20 protein-coding genes are annotated in these 21,903 nt (G+C 65.7%); 6 read left to right on the top strand and 14 right to left on the bottom strand.

The genetic code is table 11. From position 1 onward, the window contains the following. Nucleotides 1-7 precede the first annotated feature (7 nt). The 6 genes from C448_RS14675 to C448_RS14700 all read right to left on the bottom strand — a co-directional run bounded on the left by C448_RS14675 (nucleotide 8) and on the right by C448_RS14700 (nucleotide 5,984). Nucleotides 8-652 (bottom strand): SdpI family protein, encoded by a 645-nt coding sequence (locus C448_RS14675; RefSeq protein ID WP_004055904.1) that lies wholly within the window; start codon nucleotides 650-652, stop codon nucleotides 8-10. Between the two features lie 84 nt (nucleotides 653-736). Next, nucleotides 737-1,663 (bottom strand): PLP-dependent cysteine synthase family protein, encoded by a 927-nt coding sequence (locus C448_RS14680; RefSeq protein ID WP_004055905.1) that lies wholly within the window; start codon nucleotides 1,661-1,663, stop codon nucleotides 737-739. A gap of 40 nt (nucleotides 1,664-1,703) precedes the next feature. Beyond that, nucleotides 1,704-2,738, bottom strand: coding sequence for a phosphate signaling complex PhoU family protein (locus C448_RS14685; protein WP_004055906.1), 1,035 nt, complete (start codon nucleotides 2,736-2,738; stop codon nucleotides 1,704-1,706). 79 nt (nucleotides 2,739-2,817) lie between these two features. Next, complete coding sequence (locus C448_RS14690) at nucleotides 2,818-3,894, bottom strand: ATP-NAD kinase family protein (RefSeq protein WP_004055907.1); 1,077 nt, start codon at nucleotides 3,892-3,894, stop codon at nucleotides 2,818-2,820. A 185-nt stretch (nucleotides 3,895-4,079) separates the two neighbouring features. After that, entirely contained in the window at nucleotides 4,080-4,778 is a 699-nt protein-coding gene (locus C448_RS14695) for a competence/damage-inducible protein A (RefSeq protein ID WP_004055908.1), read from the bottom strand. 51 nt (nucleotides 4,779-4,829) lie between these two features. Then, entirely contained in the window at nucleotides 4,830-5,984 is a 1,155-nt protein-coding gene (locus tag C448_RS14700; RefSeq protein ID WP_004055909.1) for an NAD(P)/FAD-dependent oxidoreductase, read from the bottom strand. Between the two features lie 141 nt (nucleotides 5,985-6,125). On the opposite strand from C448_RS14700, the gene C448_RS14705 reads away from it, so the two are divergent. From C448_RS14705 to acs, 4 genes are all read left to right on the top strand, one after another. Continuing rightward, a complete protein-coding gene (locus C448_RS14705; protein ID WP_004055910.1) occupies nucleotides 6,126-7,595 on the top strand; it encodes a DHH family phosphoesterase in 1,470 nt (489 codons plus the stop codon). 38 nt (nucleotides 7,596-7,633) lie between these two features. Next, nucleotides 7,634-8,437: a CBS pair associated ParBc domain-containing protein gene (locus C448_RS14710; protein WP_004055911.1), complete on the top strand. Its 804-nt coding sequence runs from the start codon at nucleotides 7,634-7,636 to the stop codon at nucleotides 8,435-8,437. 56 nt (nucleotides 8,438-8,493) lie between these two features. After that, nucleotides 8,494-10,194 (top strand): methylmalonyl-CoA mutase family protein, encoded by a 1,701-nt coding sequence (locus tag C448_RS14715; protein WP_004055912.1) that lies wholly within the window; start codon nucleotides 8,494-8,496, stop codon nucleotides 10,192-10,194. A gap of 111 nt (nucleotides 10,195-10,305) precedes the next feature. Further along, nucleotides 10,306-12,285 (top strand): acetate--CoA ligase, encoded by a 1,980-nt coding sequence (gene acs, locus C448_RS14720; protein ID WP_004055913.1) that lies wholly within the window; start codon nucleotides 10,306-10,308, stop codon nucleotides 12,283-12,285. 174 nt (nucleotides 12,286-12,459) lie between these two features. Here acs and C448_RS14725 read toward each other — a convergent pair whose 3' ends face one another. The 5 genes from C448_RS14725 to C448_RS14745 form a co-directional block, all read right to left on the bottom strand. Further along, nucleotides 12,460-12,831: a universal stress protein gene (locus tag C448_RS14725; RefSeq protein WP_004055914.1), complete on the bottom strand. Its 372-nt coding sequence runs from the start codon at nucleotides 12,829-12,831 to the stop codon at nucleotides 12,460-12,462. A 24-nt stretch (nucleotides 12,832-12,855) separates the two neighbouring features. Beyond that, nucleotides 12,856-13,140 carry a DUF7520 family protein gene (locus C448_RS14730; RefSeq protein WP_049916382.1) on the bottom strand — a complete coding sequence of 95 codons (285 nt, stop codon included), beginning with the start codon at nucleotides 13,138-13,140 and terminating at the stop codon, nucleotides 12,856-12,858. A gap of 346 nt (nucleotides 13,141-13,486) precedes the next feature. Further along, nucleotides 13,487-15,268 carry a cbb3-type cytochrome c oxidase subunit I gene (locus tag C448_RS14735; protein WP_004055916.1) on the bottom strand — a complete coding sequence of 594 codons (1,782 nt, stop codon included), beginning with the start codon at nucleotides 15,266-15,268 and terminating at the stop codon, nucleotides 13,487-13,489. Nucleotides 15,269-15,398: 130 nt separating this feature from the next. After that, a complete protein-coding gene (locus C448_RS14740) occupies nucleotides 15,399-15,785 on the bottom strand; it encodes a DUF6684 family protein (protein WP_004055917.1) in 387 nt (128 codons plus the stop codon). A gap of 69 nt (nucleotides 15,786-15,854) precedes the next feature. Beyond that, nucleotides 15,855-16,259, bottom strand: coding sequence for a DUF7541 family protein (locus C448_RS14745; protein WP_004055918.1), 405 nt, complete (start codon nucleotides 16,257-16,259; stop codon nucleotides 15,855-15,857). Between the two features lie 124 nt (nucleotides 16,260-16,383). Here C448_RS14745 and C448_RS14750 point away from each other — a divergent pair, with 124 nt between their 5' ends. Continuing rightward, nucleotides 16,384-17,235 (top strand): cytochrome c oxidase subunit 3, encoded by an 852-nt coding sequence (locus tag C448_RS14750; protein WP_004055919.1) that lies wholly within the window; start codon nucleotides 16,384-16,386, stop codon nucleotides 17,233-17,235. A 96-nt stretch (nucleotides 17,236-17,331) separates the two neighbouring features. On the opposite strand, the gene C448_RS14755 is transcribed toward C448_RS14750, so the two are convergent. After that, on the bottom strand, nucleotides 17,332-18,474 hold the full coding sequence (locus tag C448_RS14755) for a CBS domain-containing protein (RefSeq protein ID WP_004055920.1): 1,143 nt from the start codon (nucleotides 18,472-18,474) through the stop codon (nucleotides 17,332-17,334). A gap of 137 nt (nucleotides 18,475-18,611) precedes the next feature. Here C448_RS14755 and C448_RS14760 point away from each other — a divergent pair, with 137 nt between their 5' ends. Continuing rightward, nucleotides 18,612-18,965: a lycopene cyclase domain-containing protein gene (locus C448_RS14760; protein WP_193363145.1), complete on the top strand. Its 354-nt coding sequence runs from the start codon at nucleotides 18,612-18,614 to the stop codon at nucleotides 18,963-18,965. Between the two features lie 40 nt (nucleotides 18,966-19,005). Here C448_RS14760 and C448_RS14765 read toward each other — a convergent pair whose 3' ends face one another. Continuing rightward, nucleotides 19,006-20,253 (bottom strand): iron-containing alcohol dehydrogenase family protein, encoded by a 1,248-nt coding sequence (locus C448_RS14765; RefSeq protein ID WP_004055922.1) that lies wholly within the window; start codon nucleotides 20,251-20,253, stop codon nucleotides 19,006-19,008. A gap of 103 nt (nucleotides 20,254-20,356) precedes the next feature. Next, complete coding sequence (locus tag C448_RS14770) at nucleotides 20,357-21,661, bottom strand: uracil-xanthine permease family protein (RefSeq protein WP_239640594.1); 1,305 nt, start codon at nucleotides 21,659-21,661, stop codon at nucleotides 20,357-20,359. Nucleotides 21,662-21,903 lie beyond the last annotated feature (242 nt).

Below are 21,903 nucleotides of genomic sequence, written 5' to 3' on the forward strand. Positions count from 1 at the left end.
CGAACGATCACGTCGTTCCGCGGCGTCGGTACACGACGTAGGAGTAGACGGTGATGTACGCGACGGCGAGCAGCGCCGGGACGACGACGAACGCGATGGCGGCGTCGGGGACGAGGAGGCCGCCGAGCGCGGCGATCCCGGCGAATTTCAGCGCGAGCGCCGCCCGGCGGTTCGTTCGCTCCCACACCACGTCGTCGTCGAGCGTCCACGGCGTCCGGATCCCGGCGATCCAGTTCGGCTCGGCGCGCTCGACGAGCAGCCCGGCCCCGTAGAGAACGGCTCCGATCGCCGGCGCGAGCGCGGCCCCGATCGGCGGTCGAACGCCGAGGTTCCAGACCAGCACGAGCGCGTGAACGTAGCCCAGAAACCACATCATCCCGGCGGCGAACCACTCGTAGATGCCGCGGAACGCCTCGATGTTTCGCTTTCGCGGGTCGAACCGTGGCGAGACGAGCATGAAGAGATAGACGCCAGCGGCGAGCGTCGGCAGGAAGAACGCACCCAGCGGACGGGTCATCGTGCCGTTGACGCCCCCGTCGAGACTCCAGTTGGTCGCCAGCCGGGCGGGCAGATCCGGGTAGACGACGGCGCTGGCGATCCCGGCGAGCACGATGGCCGCGATACCCAGAGCACGTGGACGACGGTACCGCATGACGTATTCTACGAGCGAACGTGTCGTAAGTTTGGGCCCGTTCGGATGACTGTCCGGCGGCTGCGGTGCTCCTGTCGTTGCAGCTCAGTCGAACATACCGGTCGACATGTAGCGCTCGCCGCTGTCCCAGAAGACGGTGATGACGAGCGGATCGTCGGTGGTATCCGTGCCGTCGGTCGCGCTGCCGTCGTCGGCGAGGCGCTCGGCGACCCGGCGGGCGGCGAGGTTCGACGCGCCGCTCGACTGGCCCACCAGAACCCCCTCCTCGCGGGCGAGTCGTCGGCATTCGTCTTCGGCGGCGTCGAGGGCGACCGTCTCGATCGAATCCAGCAGGTCGGTGTCGAGAACGTCGCTCACGAACCCCGGCCCCATCCCCTCGAACTCGTCGACGCCGGCTTCACCGGTCGAGAGCACGGCGTTGGTGTCGGGTTCGACCGCGACGACCTCCATCTCGGGAAACTCCTCTCGTAGTCGGCTGCCGATGCCAGTGATCGTCCCGCCGGTGCCGACCCCGGCGACGAGCGCGTCCACGGTGCGCCCCTCGATCTGGTCGAGGATCTCCTCAGCGGTCGTCTCGTAGTGGGCGCGCGCGTTGGCGGGGTTCTCGAACTGGCGGAGCTGGACCATTCCCTCGGCTTCGAGTTCGTCGGCGCGTTCCCTCGCTTCCTCCATCTCCCCGTCGACGAGATCGACGTCCGCGCCGTAGGCGCGCATGAGGTTGCGTCGCTCCTCGGATTTCGAGGCCGGCATCACGACCGTGAGATCGTAGCCTTTCGCCGCCGCGACGACCGCGAGCCCGATGCCCGTGTTGCCGCTCGTCGGCTCGACCATGCGGTCGCCGGGTTCCAGTAACCCCTCCTCCTCGGCGGCCGCGACCATCGCCTTCGCGGGGCGGTCCTTCGCCGACCCGCCCGGATTCTTCGATTCGATCTTCGCGGCGACGGTCGCGCCGGCCGGCGCGGCGACGGCCACCAGCGGCGATCCGATGGCGTCGAGAACGCTATCGTCCATCGGCCGTGATAGAGCGCGGGAGCCTAAACCGGTGACGGGACTACTCGATCGTCGTGTGGATCGACTCCTCGTCGAGCGCGAGGTTGGTGACGATCTCGGCGTTGCGGACGGCGTACTCGGCGGTCTTGGCGAGGCTGACGAGCACCTCGCGCACGCGCAGTAATGCCTCGTTGCCCATCTGTGGCAGGTCGTCCAGGATATCGCTCTCGCGATCGTTGAGTTCGGCGAACCGTTCGCGCACTTCGACGGTGCGTTCGAAGTCGCGTTCGACGGCGGCTCGCACCGCGAGCTCGGAGATCTCGTCGACGTCGTCGGTGAACTCCCTGATGCGCCGCATCGTCGCGTCGTCGATATCGAGCGTGTGGCCCGGCGACTCCATCGCGATCGTGGCGATGTCCTCGGCGTTGTCGGCGGTCAGCTCCAGGTTTTTCGCGATCGAGCGGTAGCCGATGAGCGGGAAGCCGTCGTCCAGCCCCACCGCCCGCGCGAGCGTCGGGTTCTGGTAGGCGGTAAAGATCAGCCGCAGAAGGAGGACGAAGATCTTGTTCGCCTGCCGCTCGCGGTTGAGCGCCCGCTCGGCGAAATCGGGATTGCCGAGCGCGAGCGCCTTCATCGCCTCGTCGCGCATCGTCGATCCGGTGGATTCGAGCCGTTCGAGAAGGTTGTCGAGCGTGAAGTCCTCCGGATCGACCGAACACCGGATCGCGATCCGTTCGGGCGTCTCCTCGATGACGCCGAGACCCATCAGCTGCGTCTCGGCGTTGTAGACGGCGTTGATATGTGCTGAATCGAGCGTTCCCTCCTCGACCTCGACGTGGATGACCCGACGGCCGAGGACGTACTGAGCGACGATGGCGCGTTCGAGCACGTCCGCGTCCATGTTCTCGGCGTGGATCGTCGCCCGCGACTCCTCGGTCTGTGAGGATTCGGGCATCACAGTGAGCGTCCCCTTCCCCCCGGCGCGCAGCGACACCTCGTCACCCTTCTCGACGTCGTGTGAGCGCGCCCACTCGGCGGGCAGCGTCATCGCCAGCGTCGACGGACCGAGCCGCTGGACTTTTCGCGTTTCGACCATGCGGTCATGGTGTCCTCAATCACCTTAATCTTCACCATACCCCACTAAACAGCCCGCCAGGACTACTAGCGATACGCCCTTACACGATCTCCAGCAATCGCTGCTCGACACGCCCGATTCTGACCTTTCGCCAGCCCCGCAGCTCCTCGTCGAGCTCCCTGTCACCGGTATCGACACGCAACACGCCGATATCGTCGAGCTTGGCCCGCGAGGCGACGATCTCGATCTCGGACGCCCGGAGCACGGCCGGCGAGAGCTGCTGGTTGCCCCGCCCAAAGACGAACCCCTGGCCGCCGATCGGCGAGACCATCACGACGTTCCGCTCGCCGAGATTCCCCTCGATCTCGTCGGCGCTGCCGTCGCGGACGAGCAGTTCGCCACCCTCTCCGTCGGCTCGCCAGACGTCGACGCCGAGCGGGCTGCCGTCGAAGCCGAGTTCGTGCTTGATCGCGCCGAGCGTGCTCCCCGGTCCGAGCACGTAGGTCGTGCCCGTATCGACGTCGGCGGCGACGCCTGCCGCGAGCGTCTCGACGCTCCCGCCCGAGAGCTGTTTGCTCGATTGGAGCTCCTCGGCGACAGGAACCTCGGCGAGCCCCTTCAGCTCGCTCGTCACCTCGCCCGCGCGGTAGGCCTCCTCGTCGATGTCGTTGACCTCGCGGGTTTCGGTGCGCTCGAAGGTCGCCGCGATCCGTCCGGCCGCGCGCGGCGAGACCGCAAATACTGACGAATAGATCTTGACGCCAGCGGGCACGCCGAGCATCGGGATTTCGTCGTCGTGCTCGGCAAGCGTCTCGGTGACGTCGACCGCAGTGCCGTCGCCGCCGACGAAGAGAACGAGATCGACGCCCGCGTCGGCGAACGCCGCGACGGCAGCGCGCGTGTCCGCGGCGCTCGTCTCTCCCGACGACTGGGTACGGACGTCCGGCTCGAACCCGGCGTCGGTGGCGATCATCTCACCCATCTCGCCGCCGGCGACGAGGAGCTCGACGTCCGGACCGGCGGCCAGCAGTCCGTCGAGCGCCTCGCGGGCGCGTTCCGGAGCCCGCTGTTCCGCCCCACGCTCACGTGCTTCCTCGACCTTGCCGTCGGTGCCCTTCAGTCCGACTCGACCGCCCATTCCGGCGATCGGGTTCACCACGAAGCCGACACGTCGCATACCGTCTTCAGTGGGGTCACCGGCAAAAGCCGTCCGACTCGAACGACCTATAGGGGGCGGGCCGGAAACACAGCCATGAACGCGGTGCTCCTTCAGGAAGGCGTGCAGACGGGTATCATCAACGGGGCCGGCGCACTCGTCACGATCGCGAGTCTGGCCGTCGTCGCCGCGTGGTGGGCGTATCTCTACCGCTGATCCTCGACGAGCGTGACGTGCTCGGCGAGCCAGTCGGCCGCCGCCGTGGCCTCTTCCTGACTCGCGCTCTGGACCTTGAGACGAACGTGTTCGCCGGGATAGCTCCCCACGCTCACGTCGAAGCGCTCGCGCACTCCCTCGATCCTGTCGAGCAGCGCGCTCTCGGGCTCGTCGGCGTAGACGAACTCGACGGCCTCGACGGTGCCCGTGAACTCCTCGGCGACCGACTCGAACATCGCCTTCATCTCGTCGGGAACGCCCGGGAACACGTACACCCCGTCGACGACACAGCCCGGCGCGACGCCCTCCTCGTTGTGCAGCACGCGCGCACCGCTCGGGAGATCGGTCGTGCCGGTCGCGAGGTCGTCACGCTCGTAGCCACCGTGCGCTTCGAGCCACTCGACGGCCTCGTCGCTCTCTGTGAGTTCGCGGTCGAACGCCCGCGCGACGGCGTCCATCGTCATGTCGTCGTGGGTCGGGCCGAGCCCACCGGTGACGAGGACGGCGTCGTAGCGGTCGTGGAGGCTGGCGATGGTGGCAGCGATCTCGTCGATATCGTCGGGAACGACGACCGCGCGCTCGACGTCGGCCCCTCGCTCGGTGAGGCGCGTGCCGAGCCACGAGGCGTTGGTGTTGACCGTATCGCCGGCCAGCAGTTCGTCACCGACGGAAACCAGCGCGACGCGCATACCGCAGGCTGGGTGGCGCGCAGTGAAAAACAGTCGGTTAGTCGCCGATAGCTACATGTTCGGCCACGCGCGCGCCGCACGCAGCGTGCCGCCGACGTCGCGGATCCAGCGCGTGGCGATCCCCTTCTTCAGGATCTCCGCCGCCGGCCCGCCGAAGGTGTTCATCGGAACGCCGACGACGTCGTGGGCGACGGCCTTGTCGCCGACCGAGACGACCGTCCCCTTGCTCTCGTGGGTCCACTCGGCCAGCGGCTGGCCGTGGAGCGCGCGGGCGACGTTCTCGCCGGCGACCTCGGCGGCCTGCCAGGCGGCCTGTGCGGTCGGCGGACACGGTCCGTCGGGCTGATCGACGATCGCCGAGTCGCCGAGCGCGAACACGCGATCGTCGCTCGTCTCGAAGGTTGCGTCGGCGTTGACGCGGTTGTGTTCGTCGTCGAGGCTCGCATCGCCCATCGCGTCCTGACCGGTGATCCCACCGGTCCAGACGAACACGTCGTGGGCGAGCGACTCGCCGGATTCGAAGTGGATCTCGCCCGCTTCGGCCTGAGTGATCGGATCGCCGGTCGCGATCTCGATGTCGAGATCGAGCAGGCGCTTTCTGAGCGCCCCCTGGAGCTCGGGATCGTTACCCGGGAAGATCTCGTCGAGCGCCTCAACGAGCGTGATCTCGATCGGTGCGTGATGCATGTCGCGGAACTCGGCGACCTCGCCGGCGGTCTGGATGCCGGAGAGCCCGGCCCCGCCGATGGCGACCTGTGCGGGATCGTCCTCTGTCGCCTCGCGAGCGGCCTCCTTGACCTGATCGTGGATCTCGAAGGCGTCGTCGAGGCCCTTGAGCGTCAGCGAGTGCTCTTCGAGCCCCTCGATGCCGTAGTAGGCGGTCTGGGAGCCGAGCGTGACGAGCGCGTAGTCGTAGGACACCGTCGATCCGTCGTCGAGGGAGACCTCCTGGTCGTCGCAGTCGAGACCCGTGACTTCGCCCTGGATGAAGCGCGTGCTGGGCGATTTGATCGAATCGACGGGGATCGTCACGTTCTGTTGGACGCTCGGATCACGGATACAGCGATGGCTCTCGTGAAGAACGAGATGGTAATCGTTGTCGGAGACCCACACGAGATCGGTCTCCTCGTCGAGGGCGTCTTCGAGGCTCAGTATCGCGCCGGCCCCGGCATACCCAGCGCCGAGGACGACGACGGTTGCCGTCATACCCATAATTCCGCGGTCGATCGTTACAAAGGCTTTGAAACACGATGCGGCGGTGAATGGGTGTCATATGCCGGCGTCCCGTCCGACAGTGTATCATCCCGCTTGCGGGGGTTTTAATCGTCGTGGCACCCAGCGGTGGGCATGGTCTCGCGGCTCGTGCTCGGTTGCGGCTCCGTCGGTCGGACGCTCGTGAGCGAGCTCGCCGACCGGCCGGGGACGGTGCTGGTCTGCTGTGCGGACGAACATCGCATCGAAACCCTCCGCAGCGACCGCGTCACGGCCCGCCTGGCCGACCCGACCGACCCCGAAACCCTCGCGGCGGTCGAACGCTCGATCGACATCGTCGTCGTGGCCGACGACGACCCGGCCACCAACCGTGCGGCCGCCGAACTCGCCCGTGAACACCATCCCGACGCCTTCGTCCTCGCGTATGCGGGCGAGGAACCCGCTGTCGAAACACGGCTGCAGATCGAGTCGATCGCCGACCGACTCGTCGACAGGGAGGCGACCGTCGCCGGCGATCTCGTCGAACGCATCGGCGAGGCGAGCATGCGTCCCCGACGGCTCCGGCGCGTGCTCCGCTCGATCGACGGGCCGCTCGCGGTCGTCACCCACGACAACCCCGACCCCGACGCGATCGCGAGCGCGCTCGCGCTCTGTAAGGTCGCGCGGACGGTCGGCCGCGAGGCGGAGATCTGCTATTTCGGTGAGATCACCCATCAGGAAAACCGTGCGCTGATCAACGTCCTGGACGTCGAGCTCCGCGAGCTCGAACCGGGCGACATCGACGAATACGACGGGATCGCGCTCGTCGATCACTCCCGGCCGGGCGTCAACGATCAACTGCCCGAGGACACCCCCGTGGACGTGCTGATCGACCACCATCCACCGCGTGCGCCGGTCGAGGCACGGTTCGTCGATCTCCGGAGCGACGTGGGCGCGACGAGCACGCTGCTCGTCGAATATCTCCGCCAGCTCGGCATCGAGATCGACGAGACCGTCGCGACCGCGCTGCTCTACGGGATCCGCGTCGACACGGACGACTTCCGACGCGAGGCTTCGACGGTGGATTTCGACGCTGCAGCCTACTTGCTCCCCTTCACCGACGAGTCGGTGCTCGAACGGATCGCGACGCCGAGCATGAGCGCCGAGACGCTCGAAACGATGGCGCGGGCGATCACCAACCGCGAGGTCCGCGGCTCGGTGCTCGTGAGCCATATCGAGGAGCTCCACGAACGCGACGCGCTCGCCCAGTCGGCCGATCAGCTGCTCGACATCGAGGGCGTGCGGACCACACTGGTGTACGGCATCATCGACGGGACGGTCTACTGCTCGGGGCGGACCCGCGGGGCGACACTCGATATCGGCGAAACCCTGCGCGACGCCTTCGATCGGATCGGCAGCGGCGGCGGTCACGCCGACATGGCCGGCGCACAGATCCCGCTCGGGCTGCTCGGCGAGAACGAGGAGGCGGCGCTCTCGGAGATCGTCCACGATCTCATCGTCGAGCGCTTCTTCACGGCCATCGACTCGCGCCCCGACGCGCGCTCGGTCGGCCCGTTCGCCGACGAGGGTGGCGATGCTGACGACGAGGGGTCGCCACGCGACTGAACGAGACGCTTTTGTCCGCCCGCGGCGACGGCCTAGCAATGACCGAAGGCAGCGACAAGCCACGGGTCGCCGACTACATGACCCGCGATGTCGCGACCGTCTCGCCCGACGACACGGTCGCGGCGGTCGCCAGCCGCATCGCCGAAACCGAGGAACACAGCGGTCTGCCGGTCTGCGAGGGACGCAACTGCATCGGCTTCGTCAGCGCCCGCGACCTCCTGCTCGCCGACGACAGCGCGCTCGTCTTCACCGTCATGAGCGACGATCTCGTCGTCGCACACCCCGACATGGCGCTCTCGGACGCCGCGCGCGTCATCCTGCGCTCGGGCATCCAGAAACTCCCGGTCGTCGACGACGCCGGCAATCTCACGGGGATCATCGCCAACACCGACGTCGTCCGCAGCCAGATCGAGCGCGCCACGCCCGAGAAGGTGGGCAAGCTCTCGCGCACGCTCGAGAACATCCACGGCGTCGAGACGGCCGAGGAGCGCCGGCGCGTCGCGCTCGCAGACCTGACGCCCACCCAGTCGAAGGTGTACGGCGACGAGCTCGAAGGACGGCGCTACGAACTCGAACACGGGCTGACCGAACCGCTCGTCGTCATCGACAACGGGGGTGCGAAACTGCTGCTCGCCGACGGCCACCATCGGGTGAAGGCTGCCGCCCAGTCGGGCATCGACGAGATGGACGCCTACGTCATCGTGGTCGACGAACGCGTCGAGCTCGGGATGGCCCAGACCGCCCGCAACGAGGGGCTCTCGACGATCGACGACATCGCGGTCGTCGACTACGCCCACCATCCGCTCATCGAGAGCGTCGAACGTCTCCAGAACCCCGAGTGAGGGCACATCTCACTGCCCCGGAACCTTCATTGACGACCCACGCAAAAACTGCGAGCATGTACGACGAGGAGGACCTCGAAGCGATACGCGAGGGGAAGGAACGGTGGGCCGAGGAGACTCTCGACCCCGTTCTGGAGCACCACGGTGAACGCAAAGAGAACTTCGCTACGGTTTCGAACCTCGACGTCGACCGACTCTACACGCCCGACGACGTCGCCGACATCGACTACGACGAGGATCTGGGGTTCCCCGGCGAGGAGCCGTACACGCGCGGGGTCTACCCGACGATGTACCGCGGGCGGACGTGGACGATGCGTCAGTTCGCCGGCTTCGGCACCGCCGAGGAGACCAACGAGCGCTTCCACTACCTCGTCGACGAGGGTCAAACGGGATTATCGACGGCGTTCGACATGCCGACGCTGATGGGGATCGACTCGGACGACGCGATGGCCGACGGCGAAGTGGGGAAGGAGGGCGTCGCGGTCGACACGCTCAGAGACATGGAGATCCTCTTCGACGGCATCGATCTCGAAGAGGTCTCGACGTCGTTCACGATCAACCCGAGCGCGCCCGTGGTTTTCGCGATGTACGTCGCCCTCGCCGACGAGCGCGGGGTCCCCCGCGAGAAGCTCCGAGGAACGATGCAGAACGACATGCTGAAGGAGTTCATCGCACAGAAGGAGTGGGTCATCCCGCCCGATCCGTCGCTCGATCTCGTCACCGACACGATCGAGTTCGCCGTCGCGGAGACCCCGAAGATCAAACCCGTCTCGATCTCGGGCTACCACATTCGCGAGGCGGGCTCGACCGCGATCCAGGAGCTCGCCTTCACGCTCGCCGACGGGTTCGCCTACGTCGAGGACGCGCTCGATCGCGGGCTCGATATCGACGAATTCGCGCCACAGCTCTCCTTTTTCTTCAACTCGCACAACTCGCTGTTCGAGGAGGTGGCGAAGTTCCGGGCCGCGCGGCGCATCTATGCGAACGTAATGGACGAGTGGTACGACGCCGAGGATCCGAAATCGAAACAGCTCAAGTTCCACACCCAGACCGCCGGCCAGAGCCTCACCGCCCAGCAACCCCTGAACAACGTCGCGCGCGTGACGGTCCAGGCGCTCGCGGGGGTGTTGGGCGGAACGCAGAGCCTCCACACCAACAGCTACGACGAGGCGCTCGCGCTTCCCTCCGAGAAGGCGGTGCGAGTGGCACTCAGAACCCAGCAGATCATCGCCGAGGAGTCGGGTGCAGCGGACATCGTCGACCCTCTCGGCGGGAGTTTCGCGGTCGAGAGCCTCACCGACGAAACGGAAGAAAAGGCGATGGCCTACATCGAGGAGATCCGCGAGATGGGCGACGGCTCGGTGCGCGACGGCGTGCTCGCGGGTATCGAACAGGGCTACTTCCACCGCGAGATCCAGGACGCCTCCTTCGAGTATCAGGAACGCGTCGAGACGGGCGAGGAGACGGTCGTCGGGGTCAACGCCTACGAGTCCGACGAGGACACCAAACCAGAGATGCTCCACGTCGACGACGAGGTGCAGGAGCGCCAGCGCGATCGCCTCGCCGAGGTGAAAGACGAACGCGACGACGCGGCCGTCGAGGATGCACTCGAAACGCTCGGCGAAGCGGTCGAGAGCGGCGACAACACCATGCCGGCCATCGTCGAAGCGGTCAAGGTGGGAACGACGATGGGCGAGATCATGGAGCTGTTCGAGCGCCGCCACGGCTCCTACCGCGAGACCGTCGGCGTGGCCTGATTCCGTCGCCCGATCGTCTCGCTGGCATTCGATCCGCAGACGTCGTCCGGAATCGCCGGGATAACAATTATGTGCCACCGCGCCGTCGGCCACATTTGGGTACGACAATTCATGACAACCGATGACGAGTTGACGATCGAATCACGACTGGCCGAACAGGAGTATTTCGAGCCGCCGACCGAGTTCGTCGGACAGGCCAACATGACCGACCCCGGGGTCTACGACCGGTTCGACGAGTTCCCCGAGGGGTTCGAGGAGTACGCCGCAATGCTCGACTGGGACGAACACTGGGACGAGGTGCTCGACGACTCGAACCCGCCCTTTTACGAGTGGTTCGTCGGCGGGAAACTGAACGCCAGCCACAACTGCATCGACCGCCATCTCGACGAGCGCAAGAACCAGACCGCGCTGCTCTGGGAGGGCGAGGACGGCGAGCAGCGCAACGTCAGCTACCAGGATCTCTATCGCGAGGTCAACGAGATGGCCGCCGCGCTGCGCTCGGCCGGCGTCGGGGAGGACGACATCGTCACGATCCATCTCCCGATGGTGCCGGCGCTGCCGATCACGATGCTCGCGTGCGCGCGCATCGGTGCGCCCCACAGCGTCGTCTTCGCCGGTTTCTCGGCGAGCGCGCTCGCCGAACGGGTCGACGACGCCGACTCCGATCACGTCGTCACCATCGACGGCTACTATCGCCGTGGTGACTTCCTCGAACACATCGAGAAGGCCGACGAGGCGATGGACGAGGTCGACAGTGATCCCGACGTGCTCGCGTGGACGCGCCACAACGAGCCACAAGTCGAGGTCAGCGACGACTACACGCTGGTTTCGGAACTCCTCGCCGACCACCGGGGCGAGCGCGTCGCACCGGTCAGCCGCGACGCCGAGGACCCGCTGTTCCTCATGTACACCTCGGGAACGACGGGCCAACCGAAGGGCTGCCAGCACCGGACGGGTGGCTATCTCGCCTACGCGACGGGCACCGCCAAGTACGACGAGGACATCAAGCCGAGCGACACCTACTGGTGTTCAGCGGATATCGGCTGGATCACCGGCCACAGCTACATCGTCTATGGGCCGCTCTCGCTCGGCACCACCTCGGTGATGTACGAGGGGACCCCGGACTACCCGCACAGGGGACGGACGTGGGAGATCGCCGAGAAGTACGACGTCGACATCTTCCACACCTCGCCGACGGCAGTCCGCCAGTTCATGAAGTGGGGCGAGGAGGAGCTGGAGGGGTACGACTTCGACTTCCGGCACATGACGACCGTCGGCGAGCCGATCCAGCCCGAGGCCTGGCTCTGGTACTACAAACACGTCGGCGACGAGAGCGCCGTCATCGTCGATACCTGGTGGCAGACCGAAAACGGCGGACACATGATCACGAACCTGCCGGCGATCCAGGACATGAAACCCGGCAGCGCCGGCCATCCGGCCCCCGGAATCGAGCCGGCCATCCTCGACGACGCGGGCGAGGAGATCGCCCCCGAGTCCGGCGAGGCGGGTAACCTCGCCATCACGCGGCCATGGCCCGGTATGCTTCAAACCGTGCACGGCGACGACGAACGGTTCATCGACGAATACTGGGAGCGCTTCTCGGACACCGACTCCGACGACTCCGCGGACTGGATCTACGAGGCGGGCGACGCGGCCGTCCAGGGAACGGATGGCTACTACCGGATCCTCGGCCGGCTCGACGACGTGATGAACGTCGCCGGCCACCGTCTCGGAACGATGGAGCTCGAAAGCGCGATCGCGGAGGTCGAGGACGTCGCCGAGGCGGCCGTCGCCGCGCGCGACGACGCCGAGAAAGGTGAGGTGCCGGACGTCTACGTCACCGTCAGGGAGGGCGTCGAGGAAACCGAGGAGCTGCGCGAGCGCATCGTCGAATCCGTCGAGGAGGGTATCGGCAAGTTCGCCCGGCCGTCGAACGTGCTGTTCGTCGACGAACTGCCGAAGACCCGCTCGGGGAAGATCATGCGCCGACTCCTGGAGGACATCTCCAACGACGAGGAACTCGGCAACACGAGCACGCTCGCCGACCCGAGCGTTCCCGAGACGATCCGCGATCAGCTTCAGGCCGACTAGAACGACCCCACGCCACCCGATAGAGAGCGGGAATCCGGCACCGCTCGATATCGCGGGATTCGGCCTCACGATCGACCTCCTGACTCTCGTCGACGCTGACCTCCTTCCGGGCGAAGGCAAGGCGGCCGTACTGTCGCTCGTGTTCGCGTTCGGCGTCCGTGACGCGCGATTGGATCAGTGATCCGGCTCGCCCGCGACCAGCACCGGACGATCGGCGTTGACGATCACCGACTGTGCACCGCTACGCAGCTGTGCCTTCCCGGCCGGCGAGCGCGTCCGACCACCGACGCAGATGAGATCGGCCTCGCGCTCGGCCGCTACTTCGACAAGCGCGGTCGGTGGATCGCTGCTCACGGTTTCGACGGTGGTGTCGATATCGTGTTCGTCGAAAAACGCAGTGATCTCCGACGGGTCGGCGGAGTCATTGCCCGCCCGCACTAGCACGACCGCGAGTGAGTCCGTGGCCGCGGGCAGATCGACGATCGCGCGAGCTTTCCGCAGCGTGCGTTCGTGGTCCGTACCGGAACCCACGACAACAGTGTACATGATTCGTGAACGGGCCGCGCCGTCTTACCGGTCCCGGTCGCCGTAGCGGCGGGAGACGAACCGGACCGCGAGCAAGAGCACGCCGAGGATGGTCGCGAGCGTCACCATTCCGTAGACCGCAAGCCCGAGCGGCGTCGGTGGCATCTCGATGAGGAAAAACAGCTTCACCGAGCGGAGCGCGTCCGGCCCGATCATTCCGAGGAGAAAGCCCATCACTCCGGCGACGCCGATAGCGACGCAATAGATGCCGAACACGACGCTGCGGCCGCTGTAATCCGCTTGCCGTCCGCGCGTTGGGGTCTCGGACACACGACTACTACCGCTCGCCGGAAGATTAGCCTTTTGTCCGCGTGTCCGCTATGTGTGCCATGAGCGAAAAGGAGATCCTGCTGGCGGTCCTCTCGGGCATCGCACTGTTGATGGCGGTCATGGCCGTCGTTCTCGTCGCCACCAGTTGAGCCGCTCCGAACTGTCGTAGACCTCTTTTCCACGCCCCAGTACCATCTCGAAAAACGGTATCTCAGACGTCGTCGGTAGTGCCAGCAGACGGCAGCGGCGATAGCGGATCTCTCGATCGACAGTCGAACCCGTCCAACCGTTCTGTGACAGCGAAAATCGCGACAACAGTCGAACGTTCGGTCGGCGTGTCGAACGCCTACTCGGCGTCGGCCGACCCGTCGACGGGGTCGCCGCCGTCGGTCATCGTTGCCTCCTCTTCCTCGCCGCCGTCGGCGATGGCCGTCTCGAGGCGGCGTTCGTTCCAGCCCCACTCGTTGGTGAACTGGCCGGTCTCCTTGAGGTCCCAGGGGTCGTTGTCCTGGAGCGTCGGCGCTTCGTACCACGACTGGATCATGTTCCAGACCCAGATGATCTGGCCGACCAGCAGGATGAACGCCCCGAGCGTCGTCACCTGATGGAGGACCTCGATTATCTGCTGGGGACCGACGCCGAAGGTGTAGGTCGCGTACCGGCGGGGCATGCCGAGATAGCCGAGCAGGAGCATGGCGAAGAACGTGATGTTCGTCCCGATCATCGTCAGCCAGAAGTGCCACTTCGCGAGGCGTTTCTGGTACATCTTGCCGGTGATGATGGGGAACCAGTAGTAGATCCCGGCGAACACCGTGAAGGCGAGCAGTCCCATGAGGATGTAGTGGAAGTGGCCGACGATGTAGTAGGTGTCGTGCAACACGAGGTCGATCGGGATCGCTGCCGTGAACACGCCGGTGACGCCGCCGAAGATGAAGTTCGAGACCGCACCGACACAGAACAGCATCGGCGCGGTGAGCCTGAGATTCCCGCCCCAGAGCGTCGTCGTCCAGTTGAACACCTTGACGGCGCTCGGGATGGCGATCGCGAGCGAGACGGCCTCGAAGCTCGCGCGGATGCGCGGGTCGATGCCGGTCGCGAACATGTGGTGTGCCCAGACGCCAAAGGAGAGCACGCCGATGGCCAGCGTCGAGTAGACGACGAACTTGAAGCCGAACAGCTTGCGTCCGGAGAACTTCGGGAGGATGAAACTGACCAGCCCCATCGGCGGGAGCGCGAGGATATAGACCTCCGGATGGCCGAAGAACCAGAACAGATGTTGCCAGAGGATCGGCCCACCACCCTCCGCGAGGAAGAACGTCGTCCCGAAGTTACGGTCGAGCAGCAGCATGATGAGCGCGCTGCCCAGCAGCGGGAACGCGAAGAGGATCAGTCCCGACTGGGTGAGCATCGTCCAGCTGAAGATGTCGAGATTCGCCCAGTTGACGTCGCTGCCGCGGTCGGTGAAGATGGTCGCGATGAAGTTGATCGCGCCCATCGTCGCCGACAGACCGGTGAAATGCAGTCCCAACAGCATGAAGTCGATGCCGAGCCCGGAGACGCCGGCCTGCGTACCGGTGCCGACACCGGCCGATAGCGGCGTGTACAGCGTCCAGGCGGTCTGTGCGGGCTGAATATCGGTAAACGGAACGACGAGGAAGCCGGCCCAGACCAGCAGCGCCCCCGGCGGCAGCATCCAGAACGCGATGGCGTTGATGCGTGGGAACGCCATGTCCTCGGCATTGACGAGCAGCGGAATGAAGTAGTTCCCGAAGGCCGCGATCATCGGCGTGCCGAACAGGAACAGCATCGTGATGCCGTGGCTGGTCAGCAGTGAGTTGTAGAACTGCGAGCCGATGATGGCCTCGTCGGGCGTGAGAAGCTCGGTCCGCATCAGAATGACCATGATGCCACCGACGGCGAACGCGATGATGGAGTAGACCCCGTAGAGAATCCCGATGTCCTTGTGATCGACGGTCGTCAGCCATCGGATGAGACCACTCGGCTTTTCGTTGTGCGCGTAGCCGCTCTCCTCGCCGACGGCACCACCGCCGCCGGCAAGCGGCGTGTACGAACGCCAGTCCTCGATGCGGCTGAGCCAGACGGCCACGCCCGCCAGGAACAGCCCCATCAACGCTGTCAACACCAACTGCGCTTCTACCATGTCCGACCCTGTGACCTACGGGGTAAAGAATCCTTAGATTCCGGTTGCCCACACGCCGATCGCAGGACGTAAGCGGCGTCCCTCGCCGACGATGGCGTCAGTTCTCGTCGTCCTCGTCGCCGCCAGCGTCGTCGCGCTCGGTATCGTTGCTCTCGTCGTTTTCGGCATCGCTTTCGGGATGATCGTCGCTCACCGGCTCCTCTTCGACGCCGCTATCGAGAGTTGCGTCGCTCGCCGAGAGTTCGCCGGCGGTTGCAGCGCTCTGTTCGTCCTGTGCGACCGCCCGCCCGGAGACGAACGTGACCAGAACGAGGACGGCGAACGGGACGACCAACAGCCCGATGCTGATGGCGGTCACGAACGGGTCGAGCTCCCATGGGCTGGCGAACAGGAAGACGAGGATGAAGAACGTGAGGATCCCGAGCGGAACGATGTTGACCGTGAGGTCGAGGAGCGTCTCGCGGTCGAACGTGCGCTCTGACATGATTGGCCCCTTCACCCGGCCGGATAAATAGGTTGTCGGTTCCCCGGTGTCTCGTTCGATTCCGGACCGTCAGATGGACTCGCTCTCGGCGACGCGCCCGCCCGCCCCGATGACGACCGAGACGATACCCGCGATCAGCAGCTCGACGCCACGGCCGACGATCCCGTTGGGTTGGCCGACGACGGTGGTGATCGCATCGAGCGTGACGCTGTCGAGTTGGGTCACCGTGACGAGCGCGCCGAGCACACAGAGCGCGACGCCGAGTCCTGCGAGCAGGTTCCACGGCCGGTCGGCGTAGCCCGATTCGAGCACGATGCCGGCGATGGCTCCGACGAACAGCAAGAGCCCACCGACGGCGACCGGAAACACGTTGAACAACAGACCGAGCTCCGAAAACAGGAGGCCGAGCACGACGATGAGCGGCCACGGACTCGACATCCGATACTGGTCGCTCAACCCTGGCTGGTCGTCCATACCGATCCATGGGCTGCGAGCGTAACAAACCCATCGAAACGACCACCATCCGTGGCGAGCAGCCGGCGGCTGGCTGCCGAGCGGTGTAAGAGGGTTTTTAATCATCGGTGTGCAACCGGCGCGTATGGGAACCGCCGACGACACGAGTGAGGGGGAGGGACACAACCTTCCGGCGACCGAGGACTGGCCGCGCGGGTTCGGCGAGGCGAGCTGGTGGCCGTTCATCAGCGCTGCGGGCGCTGCCGGGCTCTATCTCGGCGCGGCGCTGTTCTTCCTGGGACACGGCGATATCGAACTCGTCCCGCCATCGGCCGGCCCGATCGTCTTCATCGCCAGCGCCGGCCTCTTCCTTCTCGGACTGTTCGGCTGGCTCTATCACGCCTACGTCGCCGACTACTGGTCGCGCGGCTCGGACAGCCGCGATTCGGGATCGCTTCGGTTCGGCATGCTGCTGTTTCTGGGTACCGAGATCGCCACCTTCGGTGCCGGTTTCATCTACTTCTTCTTCATCCGCGTGGGCACGTGGCCGCCCGGTGAACTGCCCCATCTCCTCAGCTCGTTGGTACTGATCAACACGGGGCTGCTGGTCGCCAGCAGTTTCACCGTCCACTTCGCCGAGATCTCGCTGCGCAAGGACAATCGCAAGGGGTTCCTCGGGCTGCTCGGCGTCACCCTTCTCCTTGGGATCGTCTTCATCGGTGGTCAGGTCTTCGAGTACTACACCTTCATCATCGAGGAAGGGTTCACCCTCACCGACGGCATCTTCGCCAGCGCCTTCTTCAGCCTCACCGGGCTGCACGGTCTCCACGTCACGCTGGGTGCGATCCTCCTCGGGATCGTCTTCGTGCGCGGACTCGCTGGCCAGTACACCGCCGAGCGCCACACCTCCGTGAGCACCGTCTCGATGTACTGGCACTTCGTCGACGTCGTGTGGCTGTTCCTCGTCGTCGTGCTGTACGTCGGCGGCGCGGCCTGATCCGAGGCGCGTCCACACCGAAACACGACGCGATACGGCCGAACCATTGCTTGCCCGGTTCGATGGAAAAATGTCGCACCGTCCGCGAGCCCCCGATCAGATCTCGTTGAGCTTTCTGAGGATCTGCCCGCGGCGCTGCTCGTCGGCCCTGATCCCCTTTCGTTCGAGGACGTTGCGTTCGAGTTTGTCGAGTGCGACCCGGAAGGCGCTCTCGGCTCCGTAGCCCTCGCCGGTGCCGGCGACCTGGCCCTGGTTCGTGCGCAGGCGGATCTGACACTGGATCAGCGGCGTGCCACGGAGTTTCTCCTTGTGTTTGTGGAATCGCACGTGGGCGTGGTGGACCTGCATTTCTTGGAACTTGTCGGCGACCTTCGTCACCGACTCGCGGAGCCCCTCGCGAGTGATCGTATCGAGCAGGTCGATGTTGGTGATCTGGACGTCCATGTGGTCCTCCTCGGTGAACGTCAGCGCCCGGAGGACGTCGGTTTTGGTGAGCACGCCGTCGATGGTGCGATCGTCCTCGGGCGGTGTGACGACCAGCCCGTTGTAGTCGTTGTCGAGCATCCGCGACACCGCCTCGCGCACGGATTCGTCGCCCGAGATCGTCTCGACGGGCGCGCTCATCAGGTCGTAGACGGGGATATCGAGCATGCGATCGGAGTCGCCCGAGCGCTCGCCCTCGGTCGGCTGATCCATGTTGCGCACGACGAAATCGACGAGATCGTGGGTCGTCGCCACGCCCGTGAGGTAGCCCGCCTCGTTCTCGACGGGGAGCCGGGAGACGCCGTGTTCGCGCAGGAGGTTGATCGCCTGGCCGACGCTGGCGTCCTCGGCGATGGTGATGACGTCGTCGGTGTGGATCTGCGAGACGACGAGCGCGTCGAGGTTGTCGAGAACGGCCTCCAGGATGGCGTCGGCGGTGACGATCCCCCAGAGGCCGTCGCCCTCGACGACCGGTGCGACCTTCGTGTTGCCCTCAACGAGCATCCGGGCGACGTCCCGCACGTCGCTCGTCCGTTTGACCTGTGGGGCCGAGCTCATCAGCGCGTTCGCCTTCGTCGAGTCCTCGACGTGTGACTGCATCAGCGAGCGCTGGGTGATCACGCCGGCGTACTCGCCATCGTTGGTGACGATGAGCCCACGCGGGTTCTCCTCCTCGAAGAGCGCTCGAACCTTCCCGAGGCGCTGGTCGGCGCTCACTTCGGCGTGGTCGGTGGTTGCGATGTCGGCGATGTTCATGCTCTCACCCTCACCAGTTCAACGGCGGGGCTAATCAACACTTTGCTCATTCACACGATTTCGTGTCGTCGCCGACCACGCCACCGACCTCGGCAGCCCGACAGTTCTTGTCCCCCGCGCACGTAGTGCATGGAATGATGCTCCCGGACATCGGCGTGTTCGGCCCGTACACCTATCTCGTGACCGAGGTGGTCTTCGGATCGGCCGCGCTCGCGCTGCTGGCCTACACCGGGTCGCTCAAACGGGCCGCACGAACGGTGCTAGCGCTCTACCCGATCGCGTACGTCTGGGACTGGTACACCCTCCGTGTGGGTGTCTTCGAGATACAACTCCGCACCGGCGTCGATCTGCTGGGCATCCCGATCGAGGAGCACATCTTCATGATCGTCGTGCCGGCGCTCGTCGTCGGCATCCATGAACTCGTCAACGGGGTAGCGACGACCGAAGAGGCGACGGTGTCGGACGGGCAGCGAACCGATCGGGCCGATTGAGAACGAGACCACGGCGGCGGTCACGATATACGAACCCTCTCTACCACGCCGCCGCCAGCACCGCCTTGATCCCCTCGCTCGTCGGGTTCAGATCGGCGGGCACGTTCGCCATGAAGCCGTCGGCGAGAACGGCCTCGGCGACCGCCGGGAACTCGTCCGGTTCGGGACCATCGACGTCACGGAGTCGAGTCGGAAGCCCGAGCGCGTCCCGGACGTCCGCGACGGCAGTCGTGATCGCGTCGGCCGTGTCGTCGGCATCGGCCATGCCGAGCGCATCAGCCAGCAGATCCCGTCGGCCGTCGACGTGCTCGAAGAGATAGTTGAGGGCGTGGGGCGCGACGATGCCGTGGGCCGTCCCCTGCTGGATGGGTTGGCCTCGTGTCAGGCCGTGGCTGAGCGAATGGATCAGCGAGAGCGTGCCCGCGTCCGGCCGCGAGATGCCGTACTGGACGAGCAGGCTGCCACGAGCGAGCGCGTCGAAGACCCAGGGCTCGCGTATCCCGTCGCCGAACGCGAGCAGCCCGTCCTGATAGAGCGAGAGCCCCCGGATGGCGGTGGCATCGGTCACCGGCGTCGCCGTGCTGGCGTACAGCGTCTCGATGCCCTTGTCGAACCCGTTCATCGCCGAGGCAGCGAGCACGTCGTCGGGCGTCGTGGCGAACAGCGCGCTATCGGCGACGACGGCCGCCGGCAGCAGAGCGGCGTCCGAGAGGCCGCCGGACACCGATTCGCCGACGAGTCCACCCTCGGGCGTCGCCGTGACGCCGCCGCCCTGCGAGACGTCCGCGCCCGCGAGCGTCGTCGGCACCGCGACGATCGGAACGACCGTTTCGGGCACGGTGAGCGTCCCCGTCTCGGCGAGTTCCGTCCCTGCGGCGTCGTAGGCGGTCGCTGGATCGTCGTCCGCCGCGGCCGCGCGTGCGGCGAGAACACTCACCTGTTTGGCAGCGTCGAGGCTGCTCCCCCCGCCGAGTGCGACGATACAGTCGGCGTCAAGCTCGCGCACTCGCTCGGCCCCAGCCGCGGCCGTCGCCAGCCGCTTTTCGGCCGTCGTTTCGGCGAAAACGCCCGCGAGGCGCTCGTCCAGCCCCGATCGAACGGGATCGATGACCGCCGGCGTCGAGCCGACGGTTTGCCCGCTGACGACGAGCGCGCGTTCGAGACCCCGGGCGGCGAGCTCCTCGCCCAGCTCGCCGGCGCTGTGGCGGCCACACCGGAGCGTCGGTGCGTCGTACGCGAAGCGAAACGGCTCGGTAACGCGCGATGGAACCGCGTTGTCATCGTCCATCCCCGACTCCTCGCGAAGCTGGCCAGTTGAAACGTTCGTTTGTTGGGGATGTGCACCACCCACGGTTCGACAGTATCGTCAACGGTCACGTGCCCCTCGACGATCAGTCGTCGGTCTCCGCGGGATCGGATCGTCCGATGTCTCGATCGACGCTGCCGGTGTCGTCTCTCTTGGGGACGAGATTGTCGAGAACGAGCGCCACTACCGCCGTCATCACGACCGCGTTGCCGAGGAACGTTTGGGCCTGCTGCGGGAGCTGACTCAGTACGTCGGGACGGACGGTGACACCGAGGCCGAGGCTGATCGCGGCCGCGATGATCACCATGTTCCGGCGGTTGATCGGCACGTCGTCGTTGAGGATCGAGAACCCGCTCGACAGGATCATCCCGAACATCACGAGCGTCGCACCGCCGAGGACGGGATACGGGATCGTGGAGATGAGCGCGCCGACTTTGGGGACCAGTCCGAGCAACACGAGTATCACGCCCGCGATCGTGACGACGAACCGACTCATGACGCCGGTGAACGTGATGACGCCGATGTTCTGCGCGAACGACGTGTTCGGGAACGCGCCGAAGACGCCGGCGATCGTGCTCATCACGCCGTCGGCGAGCAACCCACCTTTGAGTTCGTCCACGTTCGGATTCCGGTTCTCGACGGTAGTCAGCGCCGAGATGTGGCCAACGGTTTCCATCGTGGTGGTGATGTAGATCAACCCCATGATGAGGATCGGTACCGGCTCGAACGCGACGCCGAACCGCAGCGGGACGGGAACCGCGACCCACGCCGCCTCCCCGATCGGCGAGAGATCAACCATACCGACGGCGAGAGCCACGACGTAGCCACCCACGATAGCGATCGCGAGGCTCAGGATGCGCAAGACACCGGAGAAGAGCTGGTTCAACAGGATCGCGACGACGAAAACGAGGCTCCCGACGCCGAGGTTGATCAACGCCCCGTAGTTCGCGGCGTCGGCACCGCCGGCGAGATAGTCCATCCCGGTCGGGATGAGATAGAGCCCGGTGATCACGACGATCAGTCCGTTGACCAGGGGCGTGAAATACGAGCGGAACCACTCGAACTTCCAGCCGATGGCGATCTCGACGAACGCTCCCACGATCGCCGCACCGAACGCCGTCGCGAGTCCGTACTGCGTTCCGATGGCGATGAGTCCGCCGACGAACGTGAAGCTGGTCCCCATCACGATCGGGAGCCGTGCCCCGACTGGCCCGATCGGGGACGTCTGAACGATCGTCGCCAGTCCCGCGAACAGCAGCGCCATCTGGACCAGAAACGTGGTCTGGCCCGTTGCAAGCCCGATACCTCCGGCGATGATCAGCGGTGGTGCGATGTTCGGCAGCAACATCGCGAGCACGTGCTGGATGCCCAACAGCACGGACTCTCCCATTGGCGGCTTCTCATCGATACCGTAGAGCTCGCCGAAATCACTTTGTCCATCGCGTGCCATTATCTATCACTACTGTCAGAACCGAGCGCTTCCATATATCATTTTTGTCCATCATATGATAGCGTTGTCCAGATAAATTGTGAAAATGATTTGATTATATAGAAAACCGAAACCTACCCACTACAGTCCGAGAAACGGCGATCAAAAGCACAGTGAACTGTGGAATCTCTATCGACAGATGG

Source organism: Halococcus morrhuae DSM 1307 (assembly GCF_000336695.1).
Taxonomy (GTDB): Archaea; Halobacteriota; Halobacteria; order Halobacteriales; family Halococcaceae; genus Halococcus; species Halococcus morrhuae.